At 36.8% G+C, this 19,525-nt stretch carries 23 protein-coding genes and 1 pseudogene; 20 read left to right on the forward strand and 4 right to left on the reverse strand.

The window, feature by feature from the left end:
- Positions 1-29 precede the first annotated feature (29 nt).
- From J2X07_RS00085 to J2X07_RS00140, 12 genes and pseudogenes are all read left to right on the forward strand, one after another.
- Complete coding sequence (locus J2X07_RS00085; RefSeq protein ID WP_310255369.1) at positions 30-527, forward strand: AAA family ATPase; 498 nt, start codon at positions 30-32, stop codon at positions 525-527.
- 174 nt (positions 528-701) lie between these two features.
- Positions 702-1,334 (forward strand): annotated as a pseudogene (locus J2X07_RS00090) (SpoVR family protein); the annotation flags it as partial.
- Between the two features lie 166 nt (positions 1,335-1,500).
- The gene (locus J2X07_RS00095; protein WP_310255371.1) at positions 1,501-1,953 is read left to right on the forward strand and encodes a MarR family winged helix-turn-helix transcriptional regulator; all 453 of its coding nucleotides are present in this window, start codon (positions 1,501-1,503) and stop codon (positions 1,951-1,953) included.
- Positions 1,954-1,978: 25 nt separating this feature from the next.
- A complete protein-coding gene (locus J2X07_RS00100; protein ID WP_310255373.1) occupies positions 1,979-2,497 on the forward strand; it encodes a GNAT family N-acetyltransferase in 519 nt (172 codons plus the stop codon).
- A gap of 25 nt (positions 2,498-2,522) precedes the next feature.
- Positions 2,523-3,146, forward strand: a complete 624-nt coding sequence (locus tag J2X07_RS00105; RefSeq protein ID WP_310255375.1) for an FMN-binding negative transcriptional regulator — start codon at positions 2,523-2,525, stop codon at positions 3,144-3,146.
- A gap of 534 nt (positions 3,147-3,680) precedes the next feature.
- Positions 3,681-4,490 (forward strand): molybdate ABC transporter substrate-binding protein, encoded by an 810-nt coding sequence (modA, locus tag J2X07_RS00110; protein ID WP_310255377.1) that lies wholly within the window; start codon positions 3,681-3,683, stop codon positions 4,488-4,490.
- 1 nt (position 4,491) lies between these two features.
- Positions 4,492-5,157, forward strand: coding sequence for a molybdate ABC transporter permease subunit (gene modB / locus J2X07_RS00115; RefSeq protein WP_310255379.1), 666 nt, complete (start codon positions 4,492-4,494; stop codon positions 5,155-5,157).
- A gap of 520 nt (positions 5,158-5,677) precedes the next feature.
- The gene (locus tag J2X07_RS00120) at positions 5,678-6,208 is read left to right on the forward strand and encodes a GNAT family N-acetyltransferase (RefSeq protein ID WP_310255381.1); all 531 of its coding nucleotides are present in this window, start codon (positions 5,678-5,680) and stop codon (positions 6,206-6,208) included.
- 163 nt (positions 6,209-6,371) lie between these two features.
- Positions 6,372-6,500, forward strand: coding sequence for a DUF4023 domain-containing protein (locus J2X07_RS00125; protein WP_310255382.1), 129 nt, complete (start codon positions 6,372-6,374; stop codon positions 6,498-6,500).
- A 156-nt stretch (positions 6,501-6,656) separates the two neighbouring features.
- Positions 6,657-7,499 carry a KPN_02809 family neutral zinc metallopeptidase gene (gene ypfJ, locus J2X07_RS00130; RefSeq protein ID WP_310255384.1) on the forward strand — a complete coding sequence of 281 codons (843 nt, stop codon included), beginning with the start codon at positions 6,657-6,659 and terminating at the stop codon, positions 7,497-7,499.
- Positions 7,500-7,624: 125 nt separating this feature from the next.
- On the forward strand, positions 7,625-8,320 hold the full coding sequence (locus J2X07_RS00135; RefSeq protein ID WP_310255385.1) for a response regulator transcription factor: 696 nt from the start codon (positions 7,625-7,627) through the stop codon (positions 8,318-8,320).
- On the forward strand, positions 8,313-9,383 hold the full coding sequence (locus J2X07_RS00140; RefSeq protein WP_310255387.1) for a sensor histidine kinase: 1,071 nt from the start codon (positions 8,313-8,315) through the stop codon (positions 9,381-9,383). Before J2X07_RS00135 ends, J2X07_RS00140 begins: the two co-directional genes overlap by 8 nt.
- A gap of 31 nt (positions 9,384-9,414) precedes the next feature.
- Here the strand turns inward: J2X07_RS00140 and J2X07_RS00145 are convergent, their stop codons facing one another.
- Positions 9,415-9,960 (reverse strand): YdhK family protein, encoded by a 546-nt coding sequence (locus J2X07_RS00145; protein ID WP_310255389.1) that lies wholly within the window; start codon positions 9,958-9,960, stop codon positions 9,415-9,417.
- Positions 9,961-10,168: 208 nt separating this feature from the next.
- On the opposite strand from J2X07_RS00145, the gene J2X07_RS00150 reads away from it, so the two are divergent.
- On the forward strand, positions 10,169-10,342 hold the full coding sequence (locus J2X07_RS00150) for a hypothetical protein (RefSeq protein WP_310255391.1): 174 nt from the start codon (positions 10,169-10,171) through the stop codon (positions 10,340-10,342).
- Between the two features lie 69 nt (positions 10,343-10,411).
- Here J2X07_RS00150 and J2X07_RS00155 read toward each other — a convergent pair whose 3' ends face one another.
- Both J2X07_RS00155 and J2X07_RS00160 read right to left on the reverse strand, forming a co-directional pair.
- The gene (locus J2X07_RS00155; RefSeq protein WP_310255394.1) at positions 10,412-10,843 is read right to left on the reverse strand and encodes a DUF3139 domain-containing protein; all 432 of its coding nucleotides are present in this window, start codon (positions 10,841-10,843) and stop codon (positions 10,412-10,414) included.
- 137 nt (positions 10,844-10,980) lie between these two features.
- Positions 10,981-11,535, reverse strand: a complete 555-nt coding sequence (locus J2X07_RS00160; RefSeq protein ID WP_310255396.1) for a helix-turn-helix domain-containing protein — start codon at positions 11,533-11,535, stop codon at positions 10,981-10,983.
- A gap of 110 nt (positions 11,536-11,645) precedes the next feature.
- Here J2X07_RS00160 and J2X07_RS00165 point away from each other — a divergent pair, with 110 nt between their 5' ends.
- On the forward strand, positions 11,646-12,230 hold the full coding sequence (locus J2X07_RS00165; protein WP_310255398.1) for a LysE family transporter: 585 nt from the start codon (positions 11,646-11,648) through the stop codon (positions 12,228-12,230).
- A 143-nt stretch (positions 12,231-12,373) separates the two neighbouring features.
- Here the strand turns inward: J2X07_RS00165 and J2X07_RS00170 are convergent, their stop codons facing one another.
- Positions 12,374-12,733 (reverse strand): DUF4383 domain-containing protein, encoded by a 360-nt coding sequence (locus J2X07_RS00170; protein ID WP_310255400.1) that lies wholly within the window; start codon positions 12,731-12,733, stop codon positions 12,374-12,376.
- Positions 12,734-12,949: 216 nt separating this feature from the next.
- Here J2X07_RS00170 and J2X07_RS00175 point away from each other — a divergent pair, with 216 nt between their 5' ends.
- The 6 genes from J2X07_RS00175 (at position 12,950) to J2X07_RS00200 (ending at position 19,225) form a co-directional block, all read left to right on the forward strand.
- Positions 12,950-13,774 carry an STAS domain-containing protein gene (locus J2X07_RS00175; RefSeq protein WP_310255401.1) on the forward strand — a complete coding sequence of 275 codons (825 nt, stop codon included), beginning with the start codon at positions 12,950-12,952 and terminating at the stop codon, positions 13,772-13,774.
- A 366-nt stretch (positions 13,775-14,140) separates the two neighbouring features.
- The gene (locus tag J2X07_RS00180; protein WP_310255402.1) at positions 14,141-14,521 is read left to right on the forward strand and encodes an ArsR/SmtB family transcription factor; all 381 of its coding nucleotides are present in this window, start codon (positions 14,141-14,143) and stop codon (positions 14,519-14,521) included.
- Entirely contained in the window at positions 14,502-16,631 is a 2,130-nt protein-coding gene (locus J2X07_RS00185) for a heavy metal translocating P-type ATPase (RefSeq protein WP_310255404.1), read from the forward strand. The genes J2X07_RS00180 and J2X07_RS00185 overlap by 20 nt, the downstream gene beginning before the upstream one ends.
- 262 nt (positions 16,632-16,893) lie before the next feature.
- Positions 16,894-17,145 (forward strand): FeoA family protein, encoded by a 252-nt coding sequence (locus tag J2X07_RS00190; protein ID WP_310255406.1) that lies wholly within the window; start codon positions 16,894-16,896, stop codon positions 17,143-17,145.
- Positions 17,138-17,827, forward strand: a complete 690-nt coding sequence (locus J2X07_RS00195; RefSeq protein ID WP_310255407.1) for a FeoB small GTPase domain-containing protein — start codon at positions 17,138-17,140, stop codon at positions 17,825-17,827. Before J2X07_RS00190 ends, J2X07_RS00195 begins: the two co-directional genes overlap by 8 nt.
- 3 nt (positions 17,828-17,830) lie before the next feature.
- Positions 17,831-19,225 carry a nucleoside recognition domain-containing protein gene (locus J2X07_RS00200; RefSeq protein ID WP_310255409.1) on the forward strand — a complete coding sequence of 465 codons (1,395 nt, stop codon included), beginning with the start codon at positions 17,831-17,833 and terminating at the stop codon, positions 19,223-19,225.
- Positions 19,226-19,525 lie beyond the last annotated feature (300 nt).

Raw genomic sequence — 19,525 nt, forward strand, 5'->3', positions numbered from 1 at the left:
ACTAAAATAACCGCAGGGGGTTAAAGAATATGAAACAATTGGGGACGCTATACTTTTTCTGTGGAAAAATGGGAGCTGGAAAATCAACTAAATCAAAACAATTGTCGATAGATAAACATGCGGTACTGTTGTCTGAGGATGAATGGCTTTCATCTCTTTATCCCAATCAGATTGCATCATTTGAGGACTACCTAAAATTCTCAGCACAGCTCAAGCCGTTGGTGAAAAAGCATGTCCAAAACATATTAAGTGTCGGTACAGATGTAGTGATGGATTTTCCTGCTAACACTCAAAAGCTGCGAAAGTGGTTTTTGGATATGGCGTCAGAGGTCAATGCAAGCCATCAACTAATTTTCCTTAATATAAATAACGGGCAATGCTTACGTCAAATTGCACAAAGGCGTAAGGAAATACCTGAAAGAGCAGCTTTTGATACTGAAGCGGTTTTTATTCATGTTTCTAAATTTTTTGAAGCACCAGAGGCATCTGAGGGTTTAAATATTTTAGAGTTTAGCGGAAAAGACTAACAAATAGGTCAATGTTTAGTTTGTATAGAGTCCCTTTTGTTTTGTTCTCGGAGGTACTATATATGATAAAAAAATGAGATGTGATTAAGGAAAGTTTCAATGGATATTTGTTAATGTGATTGTTGAATAAGCAATAGTTATTAAAATGTATCAATCTGAGATCCTTAGGAGAAGGAAGGCTGGGCTAGCTATTGGCACGCCAAAATTCTACAAGAAATGGACTTAACCTCTCATGAGACAATCGAGTTCGCGAAACTGAACGCTGGGGTAGTTCAGCCTTCGAAAACATCAATCAATCCATATTACTTAGGATTACAGATCTTTAAAGACATCGAAGAACGTTACAACACCCCTGATAAAGAGCTTATCAGACAAGGTGTCAAACCAGGATCTGGCCGTGAGAAAATGTTTGAGGTCCGAGAACTTGAATCCGATATGTCGTTTATCCGAAACTATCTAACAAAAGATCTAGCACAACGAGAAGACATGTATCTGTTCCAAAAGCAGGGCAAAGAATATAAGATCGTCGATAAACAGTGGGAGGAAGTCCGAGATCAGCTCGTTAGTATGCGGGTGAACGGCGGTTTTCCTTATATCACCGTAAATGACGGGGACTACATGAAAAATGGGGAACTGTACCTCAATCATAGCTATGAAGACATGGAACTTGATGTGAAGTATCTGGAGAAAGTCCTGCCGCACGTCCATCACCTGTGGGGACGCCCCGTACACATGGAAACAATGATCGAACAAAAGCCCGTGCTCTTCACGTATGATGGGAAGACTGTTCATCGAAAGTACCTTTAAAAATTAAACAAGTGTTTAAAAGCATTCCTGTATTGGAGTGCTTTTAATTTTATTTAAGTTGGAAAATCCATGAGTATTTTTGTTGCAAATGCAACAAAAAAAGATTAAATTTTATGTAGACCTTTTTTGTTGTATTTACAATAAAACGTATTTTAAGGAGTTTATTATGAAGGAAATTCTCCGTGAGATTGGAATGATAGCAAGAGCATTAGATTCTATAAGTAATATAGAATTTAAAGAGTATGATCTTACAAAAGGGCAGTATTTGTATCTAGTGCGAATATGTGAAAACCCAGGAATTATTCAAGAAAAATTAGCAGATATGATAAAAGTAGATCGAACAACAGCAGCTCGTGCCATTAAAAAACTTGAAATGAATGGCTTTATTGAAAAAAAAGAAGATAATCATAACAAAAAAATAAAAAAACTTTTCCCGACTGGGAAGGGGAATCGTGTTTTTCCTTTTATCAAAAGAGAAAATGATTACTCCAATACCATGGCATTAGAGGGGTTTAACGAAAAAGAGATAGAAACCATTTTCGATCTCCTTCAAAGAGTTAGAAAAAATATAGAAAAAGACTGGGAATTTGTAAAAAAGGGAAACAAGAGAAATTATTGATTATAGAAGGAGCGGCATAATTAAAATGGCTATAAATATAAAAAAGTGTTCAATTGAAGATACACACAAACTTCAAGAAATTAGTTGTGAAACATTTTATGAGACGTTTAAGCATCAGAATTCACCCGAAAATATGAATGCCTATTTGGAAAAGGCATTTAACTTAAATCAATTAGAAAAAGAATTGTCAAATCAATATTCGCAATTCTTTTTTGTTTATTTTCATAATGAAGTCGCTGGGTATTTAAAACTCAATACCGATGATAGTCAGTCAGAAGACATGGGTGACGAAGCACTTGAAATTGAGAGAATTTATATAAGGAACAAATTTCAGAAACATGGACTTGGTAAATATCTGTTAAATAAAGCTTTGACAATTGCGATGGAAGCTAATAAAAAGAAAATCTGGCTTGGTGTTTGGGAAAAAAACGAAAATGCCATAGCTTTTTATAAAAGAATGGGCTTTGTACAAAATGGAACCCACTCCTTTATTATGGGTGATGAGGAACAATTGGACCTTATCATGATCAAAGCACTCATATAACCGTTGGAAAGGTGGAAGATAATTCTTGTATATTCCAAAATATTTTAAGGTGAAAAACGTTGATGAGATTTGGGGTTTTGTTCAAAAAAACTCTTTTGCCACGATCGTTACAACTGAAAAAGGGAGACCAATTGCTACTCATTTGCCATTGCAGTTAACTAAAAAAGCAGATACTTATTATTTCACGGGGCATATGGCATTTGGTAACCCTCAATGGAAAACACTTGAATCCTGTGAAGATGTGCTGGTAATGTTCCAGGGGCCGCACGCCTATATCTCTTCTTCATGGTATGAAGAGGAAAATGTTCCAACATGGAATTATCAATCTGTACATGTGTATGGTTCGGCGAGCATTTTGAGTGAAGAAGAATTAAAACAGGACCTGACAATGCTGCTGCAAAAATATGAAAAACATCGTGAGAATCGGGTTTTATGGGATAATCTATCTTCTCAGTTATTAGAAGAACAAGTAAAAGGTATTGTTGGATTTAAGATTAAAGTTCAAGAAATTCAAGCTGCCAATAAATTAAGTCAAAATCGCAAAGAAGAGGATTATCATAACATTATTAAAAACCTCTATGAGGAAAAGGATTTGAATGCTCAACAAATGGCACAATTGATGGAGAAGAAGTATAAAAAGGACAAATAAGGATTAGTGTCCAGTTCAAAATGCAGTTTTATTTATTTTTGATGGGGAGATGGGCATTGGAAAAATCACTAAATTTAAACAAGTGTTTAAAAGCACTCCATTTGGGGTGCTTTTGGTTATACATTATAGACGGGAAGTTTCAGAAGAAGTTCCATATGTAAAAATACTCCACCCATATGAATTTGGGATATTCTTATTTTAAGAAATGTAATCCTTGAAATGGATAGGATTATTCCGTTAATCTACTAAACAATTACTATGTTAAAAACGGTTTTGAAAGCATAAAGGTTGAGAAAGTACACTATTGCTGAAAAAATGGTCCAGTTTATCTTACAATAAGTTAGAAAACTACATTTCAAAAGGCTGTCTTTTAAAAGATTTGATTCGTATTCTCCATTCTCATCATTGAAAAGTTGATTGGTGTGAAAGGTGGTAAGAAAAGACAAGTGATATAGGATTTAATTAGAAATTTTATTTTTCTTATCTATAATGAGATATAAGTAATGTTGTTTGGCAAGGAGGGGAATAGAAAAATTGAAAAAATCATATTTACTGGTTTTCTCAATGATCTTGCTGTTGGCCGCTGCAGCGGGTTGTTCGAAAAATGGATCCGATAAAGAAAACCAGAAAGATAAGGCGTCTTCAGAAAAGAAAGTAGAACTGACCGTTTCGGCAGCTGCAAGTTTACAAGATGTCTTAATTGAAACCACGAAAAAGTTCGAGAAAGAACATCCGGATGTAAAGATCACTTATAATTTTGGGGCTTCCGGTGCACTTCAGCAGCAGATCTCCAAAGGAGCACCTGTTGACCTTTTTTTCTCAGCAGCAGAAGATAAATTTGATCAGCTTGTTCAAGAAGGATCCATTGATAAGAATTTAGGGACAGACCTTGTTGGCAACGAACTTGTGTTAGTGGTTCCAAAAGATTCAAAAGCAGGAATCAAAGGGTTCGATGATTTAACAAAGGTCAAAAAATTGGCTATTGGTACACCTGAGTCTGTACCAGCTGGGGATTATTCAAAGGAAACCTTGAAGAATTTAAAAATCTGGAAAGATGTTGAAAAGAATATCGTTTATGCCAAAGATGTTCGTCAAGTTCTTACATATGTAGAAACAGGTAATGTTGACGCAGGGATTGTCTATAAAACAGATGCTTTACTATCTTCAAAAGTAAAGGTAGCAGAAACAGCAAACGAAAATACCCACGCACCAATTATTTATCCAGTGGGTGTCATAAAAGAAAGTTCCCATCCGAAAGAAGCACAACAGTTCTATAAATATCTTCAAAAAGAGGAAACTTTGAGTACCTTTGAAAAATTTGGATTTAACAGGGTCGGTAATTAGGATGGCAACAGACTTTTGGTCACCAATAAAACTGTCTCTTGGCATTGCAGCGGTTGCAGCAGTACTGGTTTTCATTTTTGGCCTATCATTTGCTAAAGTGATGTCTAATAAAAGGTTTAAAGGAAAATCAATTATTGAAACTGCACTACTTCTCCCATTAGTTTTGCCGCCAACTGTCGTAGGATTTTTGCTGATCATTGTTTTTGGAAGAAACGGCATAGGTGGCGAACTCGTGGAATGGATATTTAATCAGTCAATTATGTTTACATGGTGGGCTGCTGTTATAGCTTCTGCTGTAGTAGCGTTCCCTCTCATGTACCAGTCGGCTAAAGCAGGATTTGAAGCGGTTGATGAGGATATTGAAAATGCTGCACGTGTAGATGGAGCAAACGCATTTGCCTTATTTGTTAAAATAACCATTCCTTTATCTTGGCGAGCTATTATTTCGGGTTCCATATTGAGCTTTGCAAGAGCATTAGGCGAGTTTGGAGCTACGCTAATGTTTGCAGGTAATATTCCAGGACGAACACAAACAATTTCAACAGCAATCTATCTAGCGATTGATTCCGGGAATATGGAAAAGGCATGGCTTTGGGTAGCAAGTATGATTGGTATTTCATTGCTCATGTTGATATTTGTAAACTTCTTAAAACCATCTTATAAATAGAATATTTGTAATAAAGACATCTCGTATCTGGGATGTCTTTTTATTGATTTCACACTACCTAATTATGGTAATATTTATTTAATGAATTTTCATTAGGAGCAATAAATTATGGTCTTTATTTTTCTTTATGGGTTAGCTGGTATAGTCGGACTATTTTTAATTATTCATTATGCCGTTAGAAGCGGTATTGATCATTCAAACAAAGTTAGGGTAATGAGGATTGAACTTAAAGAAATAAAAAAACTAGTCAGCGATTTATCATTTCGAAAAAGTAATTTTGTCATAAACTACCTTGACAAGTTGATAGGAGTGTAAGGTGCGAGACTCCAGCGGGATCAGTGTGACAGGTGAGACCATTCAATGTCGCAAAGCGACGAGTGGGCTCACCGCACACCCCGCGGGAAAGCGAGCAACCTGTAACGGAGATCAACCACTTATAAGAATAACGAAAAATGCGAAATGAAAAGGTTAAAAGTTAAGATCATGACAATCAATCTAATTTATTAAAGGGGATTTATAAATGTCAGTTTGCAAAGATGAAGTCAAATACATAATTCGTCCTGTGAAATTAGAAGACGCAGAAGCTGTTTTAGATATACACCATTCTGTTATTGCAGAAGGGGAGTATTTTATTAAAGTATCCGAAGAGTTTACTAGAACGCTAGAGCAACAAAAAGAATGGATACAAAAAATAATTGAAAATGAAAAAGATACACTGATGGTTGCTGAAATTAACGGTGAAATTGCAGGGTGGATCGTTTTTCTTTCTCAAGATAGAAAAAGGCTGTCTCACACTGGCTCATTCGGATTGATGATCAATAAAAACTACAGAGGTATAGGAATAGGGAGAAATCTTGTAACAGCATTGTTAGACTGGGCTGAAAAGAATCCATCCATTGAAAAAGTAAGTTTAGGTGTATACTCAACAAATCATAAAGCAATATCACTGTACAAAAGTCTTGGGTTCATTGAAGAGGGTCGTAAAATTAAAGAATTTAAGATGAATGAAAATGAATATGTGGACGATATCTTGATGTACAAGCTAGTTTAAACTGGATTACATTAAACAACTGTTTAAATGCAAATGTAAAAGTGCGCTTCTGGCGTACTTTTTTTCATTTTTTAGATGCTCGTTGATGATCAGCTATGAGTATTTTTACTTCTAAATGGATAAAGTAAAAAAGATATTCTAATGTGAGGAGGCTGTATAATAAGTGGAAAGCACAAATGATTTTGTAGAAAAATTACATGAAAACCAGGAAAAAGACGAAAAAAATAAAAAGCAAGGCAAGGGCAATCCTGGGGCAAAACTGCCAAATAAACAGCACGGTACGAATAAGTAACGATTGGATAGAATAATTTACGGAAGAAAGGCCATCCAGGGTCTTTCTTCTTTTGTTTATAAGGTTAAGTCAATAACGCCGTCTAAACTCTATTCACTTCGGGTATAAAAGTTATTAAAACAAAACTAGCCGCGTAAAGCTGGAGGAGGATATTGAATGAAGTGGAGAGGCAGGCAAGGGAGCTCGAACGTTGAAGACCGAAGAGGAATGGGTGGTAAAGGTCTTGCTGTAGGAGGAGGAGTTGGGGGACTTATTATCGTATTGATCGTCACCCTGCTTGGAGGCAACCCTGGTGATTTGATTAACAATATGGGCGGGGGTACAGAAAATGCAGTTCCATATGAAGAGACAGCGAAAGAAAAAGACGATGCTCAATTTGTTTCTGTTGTGTTAGCAGATACAGAGAAGGTGTGGTCTGATATTTTTCGAGAAAAAGGATTGACCTATAAGAAACCCACTTTGGTTTTATATTCTGGAAGTGTTCAGTCTGCCTGTGGAACGGCCGGTTCCTCAGTAGGGCCGTTCTATTGTCCTGGTGATCAAAAGCTCTATATCGATTTGAGTTTTTATCAAGAACTTAAAGATAAATTCGGTGCACCAGGTGATTTTGCAATGGCTTATGTTATCGCCCATGAAGTAGGGCACCATGTCCAGACACTTTTAGGCACGACGGATAAAGTTCAATCAAAGCGTTCGACTCTTAGCAAGTCGGAGTATAATAAAATTTCAGTTCGTACTGAGTTACAGGCTGATTATTACGCTGGAGTGTGGGCGAATCATGAGAAAGAAATGGACGTCCTCGAAAAAGGTGATATTGAGGAAGCATTGAATGCTGCCAGTGGAGTAGGAGATGACACGCTTCAAAAGAAGTCACAAGGGTATGTAGTGCCGGAAAGCTTCACACATGGAACGTCTGCGCAGAGAAAAAGGTGGTTCGATAAAGGTTTTCATACTGGGACAATTGAAGGCGGAGATACCTTTAAGGCAAAAGAGCTTTAAGGAAAATATATGACCGATCATCCAAGAGCTGTTAAGATACGGCTCTTTTTTTGTTTTTTTGTTTACTTGTTTCGTTATAATACATGTAATGAAGCAATTCAAGAATGAATTGGAGGAGTTAGAACGTGAAATCTATTTTAATTGTTGATGATGAACCGAAGCTTCTGGAAGTAGTCTCCTCTTATTTAAGAAAAGAAGGTTTTGATGCAATAGAAGCATCAAATGGAAGAGAAGCAATGCAATATATTCAAAAAGAAACGATTGATCTTGTCGTATTAGATCTGATGTTGCCTGATGTGAGTGGAGAGGAAATTTGTCAAAGAATAAGGCAAGAATCTTCTATACCGATTCTTATGCTAACAGCAAAGGCAACGGAAGAAGATCGGATTAAAGGATTATCTCTAGGTGCTGATGATTATTTGGTTAAACCATTCAGTCCTCGTGAACTTGTTTTGCGTGTAAAAACGATTTTACGCCGTTCAGGAGATGGTGAGTTGTTAGCTGAACAAATAAAATACAACAATGGTGAATTAAATATTGTTGCAAACAAACAAGAGGTTTTTGCAGGGGGAAAATTGATTAATTTGACCCCTAATGAATATAAGATTTTGCTTACCTTTGCAAGACATCCTAATCGGATTTTTTCAAGGGACGATCTAATTGAAAGAATATTAGGCTTTGATTATGAAGGCGGTACAAGAACGATTGATCAACATGTCAAAAATCTTCGGCATAAACTTGAAAAAGACCCAAAACATCCAAAGTATATTGTCACCGTCTTTGGTATCGGTTATAAGTTTACAGGAGGGTCTTATGTTTAAAGGGCTGCATGCAAGACTTTCTATTGTATTAATTTTGGCAGCGTCATCTATTCTTGTAATCGCAGGGCTCATTATCATGATAGAGGTTCATCATCACTTTATGATGTTTCAAAAAGATGTGCCTGAATTCAAAAGTATCCGTCCGTTAACGATTCACTTTGAAAGAGCATTGCTCGGTTCTATACTTTGGACATCTATAGGTGCAATTATTTTAGTTTGTTTTATTAGCTTCTTTGTTGCCAGAAACTTATCCAAACCGCTAGTTGAGATGCGAAAAGCTGCTGAAAAGATGGCGAGCGGAGGACTAGACGTAAGAGTAAAAACAATTGGGAATGATGAATTAAACGAACTCGGTTATTCTCTGAATCAGTTAGCTTCAAAACTTCAATTTCAAGAAACCTCTAGAAAAACGATGACATCCGATATTGCCCATGAGCTTAGAACACCACTTGCGACAATTAAAAGTCACTTAGAAGCCTTTGAGGATGGCATATTTCAGCCAACCGAAGAGAGGATTCATTCGCTTAAAGAAGAGATTGATCGACTTATACTATTGGTACAAGACCTAGAACATCTAACCGCAATGGAATCCCCTCAATTTATACTGGATCGAAAAAAAGTAAATTTGAGTGAAATCATGAGTAAAAGTATGGATACGATATCTGGTGCATACATACAAAAAGGTGTAAAACTTGAAAAAGATTATCGTTCTTTTATTGGAATGAATCTTGATGCAAAACGAATCACTCAGGTTTTTATCAATCTTTTCAGTAATGCCTTGAAATACACACCAACTGGTGGGAAAGTAATGGTTTCAGCGGCTGAAGAAAAAGATTCTGTCTTAATAAGTGTTAGAGATACCGGAACTGGATTTCCTAAAGAAGATGTTAAACAAGTGTTTGAACGGTTTTATCGAAGTGAGAAATCGAGAAACAGAGATTATGGAGGCAGCGGAATAGGTTTAGCCATAGCAAAAAAAATTATTGAAGCCCATGAGGGACAGATTTGGATAGAAAGCGAGCTTGGGATGGGAACAATAGTATATATTCGTCTTATGAAATAGAAAAAGCCTCCTAGTTGGAGACTTTTTTTATTTATTCTGGTGATAATTCACTTTCAGTAACCCATTTATGATTCGTTACTTTTTTGCCTCCTGTTGTAGGCTTATAATTTACCATGTAAACTGTTGTATTTTCAGCAGATATGATTTCAGCCGTGGCGCCCTTCATACCCTTCATATGATTAGCATTCAAAGTAACTTCTGTTCCTGCTTTTAAAGCTTTTTTTCCAGCTTCTCTAATTTCCTCTTGAATGACCCACTTGTGATTATTTACTTTTTTTCCGCCTGTTGCAGGTGTATATGAGACAACATAAGCAGTTGTATTGTAGGCTCCAGAAATAGTTGCTTTAGCACCTTTCATACCCTTCATATGATCAGCATTAATAACGGCTTTGCTTCCGACTTCATATTTAGGGTTTTTCGCTGCTTTCAAATTCTTTGGAACTTTTCCTGATCCAGAATGGTCCATGCTTTCATGATTCATACTTTCTTGTTTTTTTTCATTATCATTCGCACATGCACCTAATGTTAGTGAGATTGCTAGCATTATTGTTCCAAACAAATACGTTTTATTTTTCATAATTTTACCTCCTTCTAATAAACAAACGTCACTATATTCCCTGCTAAGATTTAGCCTGTTTATACATAGCATCAATTATTAGTGACGGTTTTATTCTATTGTAGAAGGCAGTTATGAAGAAGTTGTGAAGAAAATGAGATTGATGGGTATATGAACAGTTCTTTATGTGAATGAATGGTAGTAGTTCATATAAAAGGGAGGTTTTGATATGGAAGTAACCATGAGTTCCGAAGAAGTTTTGTTGGAGATTCAGCATTTGAGTGCCAGTGGTAAAAACTTAAACAAGAAAATGGTGAAAAAATCACACCCTCATTTAATGCGCAATGCTCTTCACTATTTTCCTAGTTGGGACAATGCCATAGAACGAAGCATCACGGGATAAAACCAAATTAAACAAATGTTTAAAAGCACTCCGAAATAAAGGGGTGCTTTGTTGTTTTTAAACAACTTTTTAAAATCTATTGTCCTGGGATTTCACACATTTGTTTTCACTATGTATTGTTCTGCTTTCAACTGTTTCAGTTGAAAAATCAGGTAATTGCTTCTCTTTCTCGCAAAACTGTTTTACATGGTTTCCTTTTTTCGTTACACCGTAATAATAGCTAAGGTCTGGTTCATCTTTAAAAACTACCATATAATGTCCATGATAAAAATTTCTGTTTATTACGTATTTTGGTTCCACATAAATCGCTGCTTCTATTTCTTCTTTTGTGTATCCTTTTTCTTTTAGGTGTACAGGTACAAGCTTGTTTGCAACATACTTTGTGTAGGGGTTTCCATTATTAAGAAAATAAATAAAACAAAAGGGAGAAGCTATTATAACAGTCAAAATAAATATTAGAATGAGTAAAGGTTTTAATATCGTTTTCGATTCAGTTTCCATATTGGAATCCCTTTCACTATATAGAGTAATACAGAACTTTAGGTGTAATTTTACACCGTACCTTTAAAAGCTTCAATATCTATTTTTATACTTAGGGAAATTATAGTTAAAAATCTACGTTCATGATGAACGCAGATTTATGATGGGTAATACAAAGTCATACTTAAACGTGTTAGTGTCTTTCCTGAATTATGATACGTATGAGGTCTGTCAGCTTTAAATCTAATGGAATCACCGCATCTTACGGTGTATTCATTATTATTTACTCTTACTGTTAATTCACCTTCAAAAACGGTCAAAAACTCTTCTGTTCCTTCTCTGTGAGAATCCGCACTTAAGTAACCGCCTTTTTCAATTTCAACAGAATATACTTCAAAACGTCTGTCATCAGCAAACGGAAAATTAGGATAGACACGGTACTTTCCATTGTCTTCAGTTAATGGCTGAATATCACTTCTTAAAATAACTTTTGTATCTTCTTGTGGATTATTTATTAGGGAGGTAAAGGATACTTTTAAACCGTTCGCTATTTTCCAAATCGTTGTAATCGTTGGACTGGATTCGCCTCTTTCAATTTGACCGATCATCGTTTTACTAACGCCAGTTAAATCTGCGACCTTTTCCAAACTTAATTTTTTACTTTCTCTAAAGGCTTTTAAATTTTTAGCGATGATAAGATGGATTTCCTCCATTAAAAACACCCCTTAACTATTTACAATATAACGACCGTTTTGTACAATAAACAGTAAAACGTTATATTGTTCATTATGGACATTATAACATACAACATGGAGGGTTTCCTATGCCGGTCATTTCGTTTTTGTTATATGTTTTTATCACTAGTTTTACACCTGGACCGAATAACATCATGGCGATGCTATTTGCTAACCAACATGGGCTTAAGAAGACGATTCGTTTTTGTATGGGTGTTGGTGCAGGGTTCTTTATTATCATTTTGTTGAGCAGTTATTTTAATCTTTTACTAAAAAACTTCATTCCTAAGATTGAATTCTTTATGACGATTCTCGGTGCTGTATATATGCTGTATCTTGCTGTGAAAATAATAACTAGTAAAAATAATGCTAAAAGTGAAGATGGAGGGAAGTATAATAGTTTGCCAGCAGGAATGCTTTTACAATTTGTAAATCCAAAAGGAATTTTATACGGTATTACTGTTGTAGGAACTTTTATTCTCCCTTATCATCATTCAAATGCCAGTTTCTTATTTTTTTCATTATTTCTCGCTTTCATTGGTTTTACGAGCACATTTTGCTGGAGTCTATTTGGTTCTGTCTTTCAAAAGTTCTTATCCAAATATAGAAACCAGTTTAATATCATAATGGCCTTGTTATTAGTGTATAGCGCTATTTCGATTCTTGTTGAGTAAAAGAGAATTGAACTGGAACGAATCTAAGTAAGTAAATTAAACAAGTGTTTAATAAAAAATATTAATTCTTATTGTGTTTTTATTATTAAAAAAAAGCAAAAAGGCAACCTGTCATAAGGCTGCCTTTTTCTTATTGCATTAATTTATTGTGAAACAGATTTGTTTGCTGGCTTTGAAGTTAAAGCTGTAAAACCTACATATAAAGAAGCAAATGCGATGATAAAATGCAGGATGTTGTCAGCAATCAAAAACATGATTCCCATGAATTCATGTGTGAATAATCCTAATATGGCTACAAGCAAGTAAATGAAGCCGAACACTTTTGCAAATAAAGCTGCTTTTGCTTCAGTGTTACTCATGATTAAACCAATAATACCCGATGCTAAGTGAACAATGTTATGCATCGGTGTGAGATGAAAAATTCCTTCCATCGGTAATACAAATCCAACGACCCCTAAAACAAGAAATATAATACCTAAAACCTTAACGAATTTTTGAGCCATTTCCAGATCAGCCCTTTCCTTAATTTTGTAATCATTTAGTTAACGGAACAAATCAAGAAATGGATCACTTTTTTCCTAAAAAAAATGTAAACATCAAATGTAAATGTAATCTTTACTATGATATTTATTATTTCTTTCACAGTTTAGGCAGTTACTGGTGTTTTAATGGTACAATGGATATAAATCAAATCATTAAGATTCGGAGTGTGAAGAGAAGTGAAATCGACATTAACGGTTGCAAGTTACCTAAAAGAAAATTCTGTGTCTCTGGCAAATGAAATCGTTGATGAAATTATAATAAAATTTGGTTTTGAAGTTAGCCAAGAAGATATCGATCAAGCAAAAATAGTATATGTTGAATTTTTTGAGTTTCTAAGTGAATCCATAAATTGTACGGAGGGTTCTGTACCGGAAGAACTCATCGCTTGGAGCCGGAAAAACGGAGAGAAGACAGCTTCTAAACATAGCCGGATTTCGGACATCCTCATTCGGTATCCAGAGACTCGCATGGTTTTTGCTGACTTCATTTTAGATATTAGTCTAAAATTTGGTCTTGATACGGAGGGAGTAGTATTAATTCTCAAGCGAGTTCATCAAATGCTGGATGTCAGCATTAATGAAACGGTCCTTGCTTTTGAACGTCGTTCTGAAGAGATCTTGTCAAAAACACGAAAAGAATTAAAAGAATTATCAACACCAATCGTACCTATTCAAGATGGCCTAGCAGTACTTCCATTAATCGGATCGATTGACGCGGAGCGAGCAGAACATCTTATGAATTACGTACTGCCGAATATTCCTTCATTGAATATCGAATGCTTAATCATGGATTTTTCGGGGATTGTGACGATAGATACTGAGGTTGCAGCGCATGTTTTTAATGTGTACGAAGTTCTTGGATTGTTAGGAATAAAGGTGTTAGTAACAGGTATCCGTTCTGAATTAGCGATAAGAGCCGTTTCAGAAGGAATTAATTTCTCCTCACTTAAGACGTTCGCCAATGTAAAACAAGCGATAGAGAGCATTAGATCTTATAGTTAATCTCATATGAATTTAGACCTCCAGCAGTAATTAGGCTGGAGGTCTTTTATATAGCTATTTTTGCAAACTTTGTTGTTTTTGAAAGTAGTTGATCTCCATTTCAGGATGCTCGCTTTCCGCGGGGCATGCGGTTAGCCACCTTGGCACGTTGCATCAGCAGTGTCTCACCTGTCATGCTAGTCCCGCAGGAGTCTCGCACCTTACATTCCAATCAACCTGTTATTGGAGTCAAATTAAAAAATGCCCTTGAAGCAAAAATCTTTTAGGAAACACCCATAATTTTCATCTTTTATTGACATATTCTATTTCTGCTTCATATACTAATATTCAAATGATTGTTTGAATGTTCACGAATGAGGTGTTGTAATGAAGAAACACGATATGTGTGAAGTAACATGTTTTGATGAAGAAAAAGTGACTCGATTAAAAGGAAATATTGAAAATAAGAACACACTAAAGGTAGCTGATCTTTTTAAGGCTTTATCTGATGATACAAGGCTGAAAATAGCCTATGCACTTACGCTTGAAAAGGAATTATGTGTTTGTGATGTAGCAAATATTGTTGGCAGCACAACAGCCACTGCATCACATCACTTAAGACATTTAAGAAATATCGGGATTACTAAATACCGCAAAGAAGGTAAGCTCGTTTTCTATTCATTAGATGATGACCATGTGGTTCAACTAATCGAGCTGGCTGTTACACACCAAGAGGAGGTGGAGCACCGTGGAGAAAGCATTAAGTAAGGAAGAATTTAAAACCGTTTACCGTGTGTCAGGATTCACTTGAGCAGGCTGCGCCAAAAAGTTCGAAACGAACGTTAAACACCTGGATGGTGTTTCTGATGCTAGTGTTAATTTTGGAGCTTTAAAGCTTACTGTATTCGGAGAAACAACGATTAAAGAAATAGAAAAAGCGGGCTCATTCGAAAATATTAAGGTCGTTCCTGAAAAAGAAGAGTTCGAAGTAAAGGCAGAACCTTTTTATAAAAAACATGCGATGATTCTGACTTCAGCCGTTTTTCTTATTATGGGCTGGCTGGCAGGTGAGATGTACGGGGAAAATGCGCTATTTTCTATTATCCCTTACGTATTAGCCATCATGATTGGCGGCTATCGTCTTTTCTTAACTGGATTTAAAAATCTCATTCGGTTTGATTTTGATATGAGAACGCTAATGACAATTGCTATTATAGGAGCCTCTCTTATTGGAGAATGGGGAGAAGGTGCCATGGTTGTTATTTTATTTGCCATTTCTGAGGCTCTAGAATCTTATTCCATGGATAAAGCCAGACAATCAATTCGTTCTTTAATGGATATTGCACCAAAAGAAGCTTTGATTAGACGCGGTCATCATGAGTTGATGATCAATGTTGATGACATTCAAATCGGCGATATTATGATTGTCAAACCCGGCCAGAGGATTGCGATGGATGGACGTGTTATAAAAGGTATTTCTGCCGTTAACCAGGCTGCCATTACAGGAGAATCGATTCCGGCTACGAAAGAAAAGGATGATGAAGTTTTTGCAGGCACACTAAATGAAGAAGGATTGCTAGAGATCGAGGTCACAAAACGTGTAGATGATACGACAATCGCGAAAATCATTCATCTAGTTGAAGAGGCTCAGGCAGAACGAGCGCCATCACAAGCCTTCGTAGACCGGTTCGCAAAATACTACACGCCTGTCATTATCTTCGTTGCCCTTTTAGTAGCTGTTGTGCCGCCGCTTTTTGACGGAGATTGGCAGAAGTGGATCTATCAGGGATTAGCTGCATTAGTAGTTGGCTGTCCGTGTGCACTTGTGATTTCTACCCCAGTATCGATTGTAACTGCGATCGGTAATGCAGCTCGTAATGGTGTTTTAATAAAAGGCGGTATCCATTTAGAAGAACTTGGATCTATTAAGGCAATTGCTTTTGACAAAACAGGCACATTAACAAAAGGAATCCCAGTAGTAACGGATATAGAAGTTGAAGGAAACGAAACGGAAGTTCTATCGTTGGCAGCGGCTTTAGAAAAAGCTTCGCAACATCCTTTAGCATCCGCTATCGTAAAAAAAGGGGAAGACTTAGGAGGCTCATTCAGCCATTTGCAAGTGGATCACTTCACCTCTGTAACAGGAAAAGGGATAAAAGGCAGCATTAATAATGAAGCGTATTATGTTGGGAGTCCTTCATGGTTTATAGAGAGAGCTGTACAAGGTATAGAAAGCTACGGAGAAAAAATTAAAGTATTGCAAAACCAGGGTAAGACAGTAATGATGTTCGGAAATAACGAACGTGTCTTAGCTCTTATCGCAGTGGCTGATGAAGTCAGGGAGTCGAGCTTTGATGTCATCAAACAATTGGATGCTCAAGGAATTAAAAAGACGATCATGCTCACTGGTGATAATAAAGGAACAGCTGAAGCAATAGGAAAAGCGGTTGGTGTAAAAGAGATTCATGCTGAACTCTTGCCTCATGAAAAGCTGGACAAAATAAAAGCGTTGCGAAAAACATATGGCAAAGTGGCTATGGTTGGTGACGGGGTGAACGATGCTCCAGCACTGGCCGCCGCAACCGTTGGAGTAGCTATGGGTGGAGCAGGCACCGATACCGCATTAGAAACAGCTGATATCGCACTTATGGCGGATGATTTAAGAAAGTTGCCATTTACAGTTAAACTTTCGCGAAAAGCATTAGCGATTATTAAGCAGAACATTACGTTCTCTCTTGGCATCAAGCTGCTGGCATTGCTCTTAGTCGTTCCAGGATGGCTTACATTATGGATTGCCATATTCGCAGACATGGGCGCCACATTGATTGTGACGTTAAATAGCCTTAGACTTTTAGGTGTTAAGGATAAAAAAGAATAAAGGAAAGATAACAAGATGATCCAAAAGGTGTTGCAAAACATTGCTTTTGGGTCATTTTTCTTTTCAGTCTTCAATCTCGATGTTCCATAAAATTTGAATACCTTTTTAAGTCTCTCACCAATCAAAACCTCACCCCATAAAATAGGTTTGGGCGATAAAAAAATTGAAATTTATTAGAAACTATTTGACAAAACCTGAATAGACTCATACTATGATATTAAAAGTTGCCTTAGGGAAACAAATGGGACGGGAGGAAAAACAAATGGACGGAGCTAAAAAGATACGCTTGTTAGATGGTAAGGTCGGCAGCTTCATCCGGATTACTTCTATGGATATTGATGGAGTGATGAGAAGAAGATTACTCGATCTAGGTTTTGTACCAGGTGCTGTTGTGGAAGTGATTAGAAGAAGTCCTTTGGGAGATCCGATGGCTTTTCGTGTAAGTCAAACTACGATTGCATTGCGAAAAGAAGAAAGCATAAGGATTGAAGGGGAGCTGATCAACCATGAGTAATTTTTTTACCATTGCTTTAGCGGGCAACCCGAACACAGGGAAAAGTACATTGTTTAATGCATTGACTGGATTAAAACAACATACAGGAAACTGGGCGGGGAAAACGGTATCGCTTGCTGAGGGAATTGTTGAACACAAAGGTAAAACCTTACGTATGATTGACCTTCCAGGAACATATTCTCTTTTTTCCAACTCCACGGATGAAGAAGTGGCAAGAAACTATATCGTTTTTGAAAAGCCTGATGTCACTCTTGTCGTGCTGGATGCAACATCTCTTGAGAGAAATTTGAATTTAGCACTTCAAGTTTTAGAAATGACAACAAACGTGATTGTTTGTATTAACTTGATTGATGAAGCGGATAAACAAGGTATCGTAATCAATGAAAAAGCATTAACGAGACGTCTAGGGGTACCAGTTATTAAAATATCGGCGAGAAACAAAACGGGGTTTGCTCTGCTTTTAGATACAATTGATCGAATTGTGACAGGCAAAATAGTATGTGAGCCTGAGAAAATTACGTACGATGAAGAAATAGAAAAGAAGATCAGACAGATTGAACCGCTTGTTCGGGAATATATAGATGATTCCATTTCATCGAGATGGGTAGCACTAAGGCTATTAGACGGTGATGAATCTTTATTTCAACAGATGGAAAAGCGCTTTTCAATAAAGGGGGTGTGAGTGATGCAAAATGAATTATCCAAAGAACAGCGAAATTTAAGTAGCCTTTATGCCTATGCTCAAGAGATCTCTGACTCAGGCTTACGGGATAATATCGTTCAAAACCTTTATAAAAGAAGTCAGCAGCTTTGTGAAGCGGCAGTCACTCACACAAAAACAGACCGTGATAAGCGAACAGAAAAATTGGATGCCATATTCACATCGCCGATTTTTGGATTTCCGATCATGATTATCATGCTCGGTATCGTATTTTACCTTACGATTGCTGGAGCAAACATTCCATCATCCATGCTTGCTGAATTTTTCGGATTGCTGGAAAATCACATAACAGCATTTTTCAATTATGTTCACTCACCAGAATGGCTGCACGGCATTTTAGTGCTTGGACTTTATCGAGGTACAACATGGGTAATAAGCGTTATGCTGCCCCCGATGGCAATCTTTTTTCCAACGTTTGCACTGCTTGAAAATTACGGATATCTTCCGCGTGTTGCTTTTAATATGGATCGGATTTTTAAAAGTGTGGGAGCTCATGGTAAACAATCATTAACGATGGCAATGGGATTTGGCTGTAATGCAGCAGCGATGCTTTCGTCTCGTATTATTGAGTCGCCAAGAGAAAGAATGCTTGCGATATTAACGAACAACTTTGTTCCTTGTAATGGACGCTGGGGTACATTAATTGTTCTAGCTTCACTTTTCATGGCAGCTGGTTATACAGGCGGTGCGAAATCACTCGTCACAACAGCGGTCATAGTCGGGATTGTAATGATTGGGATTATCGTAACATTCATCGTCTCATGGGTGCTTTCAAAAACGGCGCTTAAAGGAGTTCCTACACATTATACACTGGAGCTTCCTCCATACAGACGACCAAAATTCTTTGATACTGTAGTTCGATCTTCCTTAACGAAGTCATTAGCTGTACTAAATCGTGCCATAAAGGTCGCAGCACCTGCAGCAATTTTAACGTGGGTGATCGCTAACATCTATATTGGCGATACAAGTATCATGATGTATATCGTGAACTTCTTGGATCCATTTGGAAAAATGTTAGGATTAGACGGTTTTATTTTAATGGCATTCCTAATTGGGCTGCCTGCCAATGAAATTGTTTTGCCGATCTTATTGATGGGTTATCTATCTACAGGATCTTTAACAGAAGTAGATAACTTAGTAGATCTAAAGAAGATCTTTCTGGAACATGGATGGACGTGGCTGACGGCGTTAAATATGATGCTGTTTTCACTGCTGCACTTCCCATGTGGAACAACACTCGTAAACATCTATAAAGAGACGAAGAGTAAAAAATGGACATTTTTATCCTTTGCGATTCCAACGGTGATTGCGATCGGTGTTACATTCGCAATTGCTCAAATCGTATATTTCGTCCGCTAATATGTGTTAAGAGACTGAACCTGAAATGGGTTCAGTCTTTTTTTATGCTTGTTTGATTATTGAAGAGGTGGTGGGTGTTGTAGAAAGACCAAATTTTTATAAAGGCATTTCTGGCATTCATTGTTGTTTTTGAAAGGAGTTGATTTCTTTTTCCAGGCTGCTCGCTTTAAGCGGGGCAGGAGTCTCACACCCTCAACTTCAACCAACTGTCAATGAAGACAAAACCAAAAGATTAAATAGCAACAATCTTAACAAGGGATTACTCTGACATTTCCCATCGTTACTATTTGATCTACCTGT

The sequence above is a fragment of the Fictibacillus barbaricus genome (assembly GCF_031457135.1).
Lineage (GTDB): Bacteria > Bacillota > Bacilli > Bacillales > Fictibacillaceae > Fictibacillus > Fictibacillus barbaricus_A.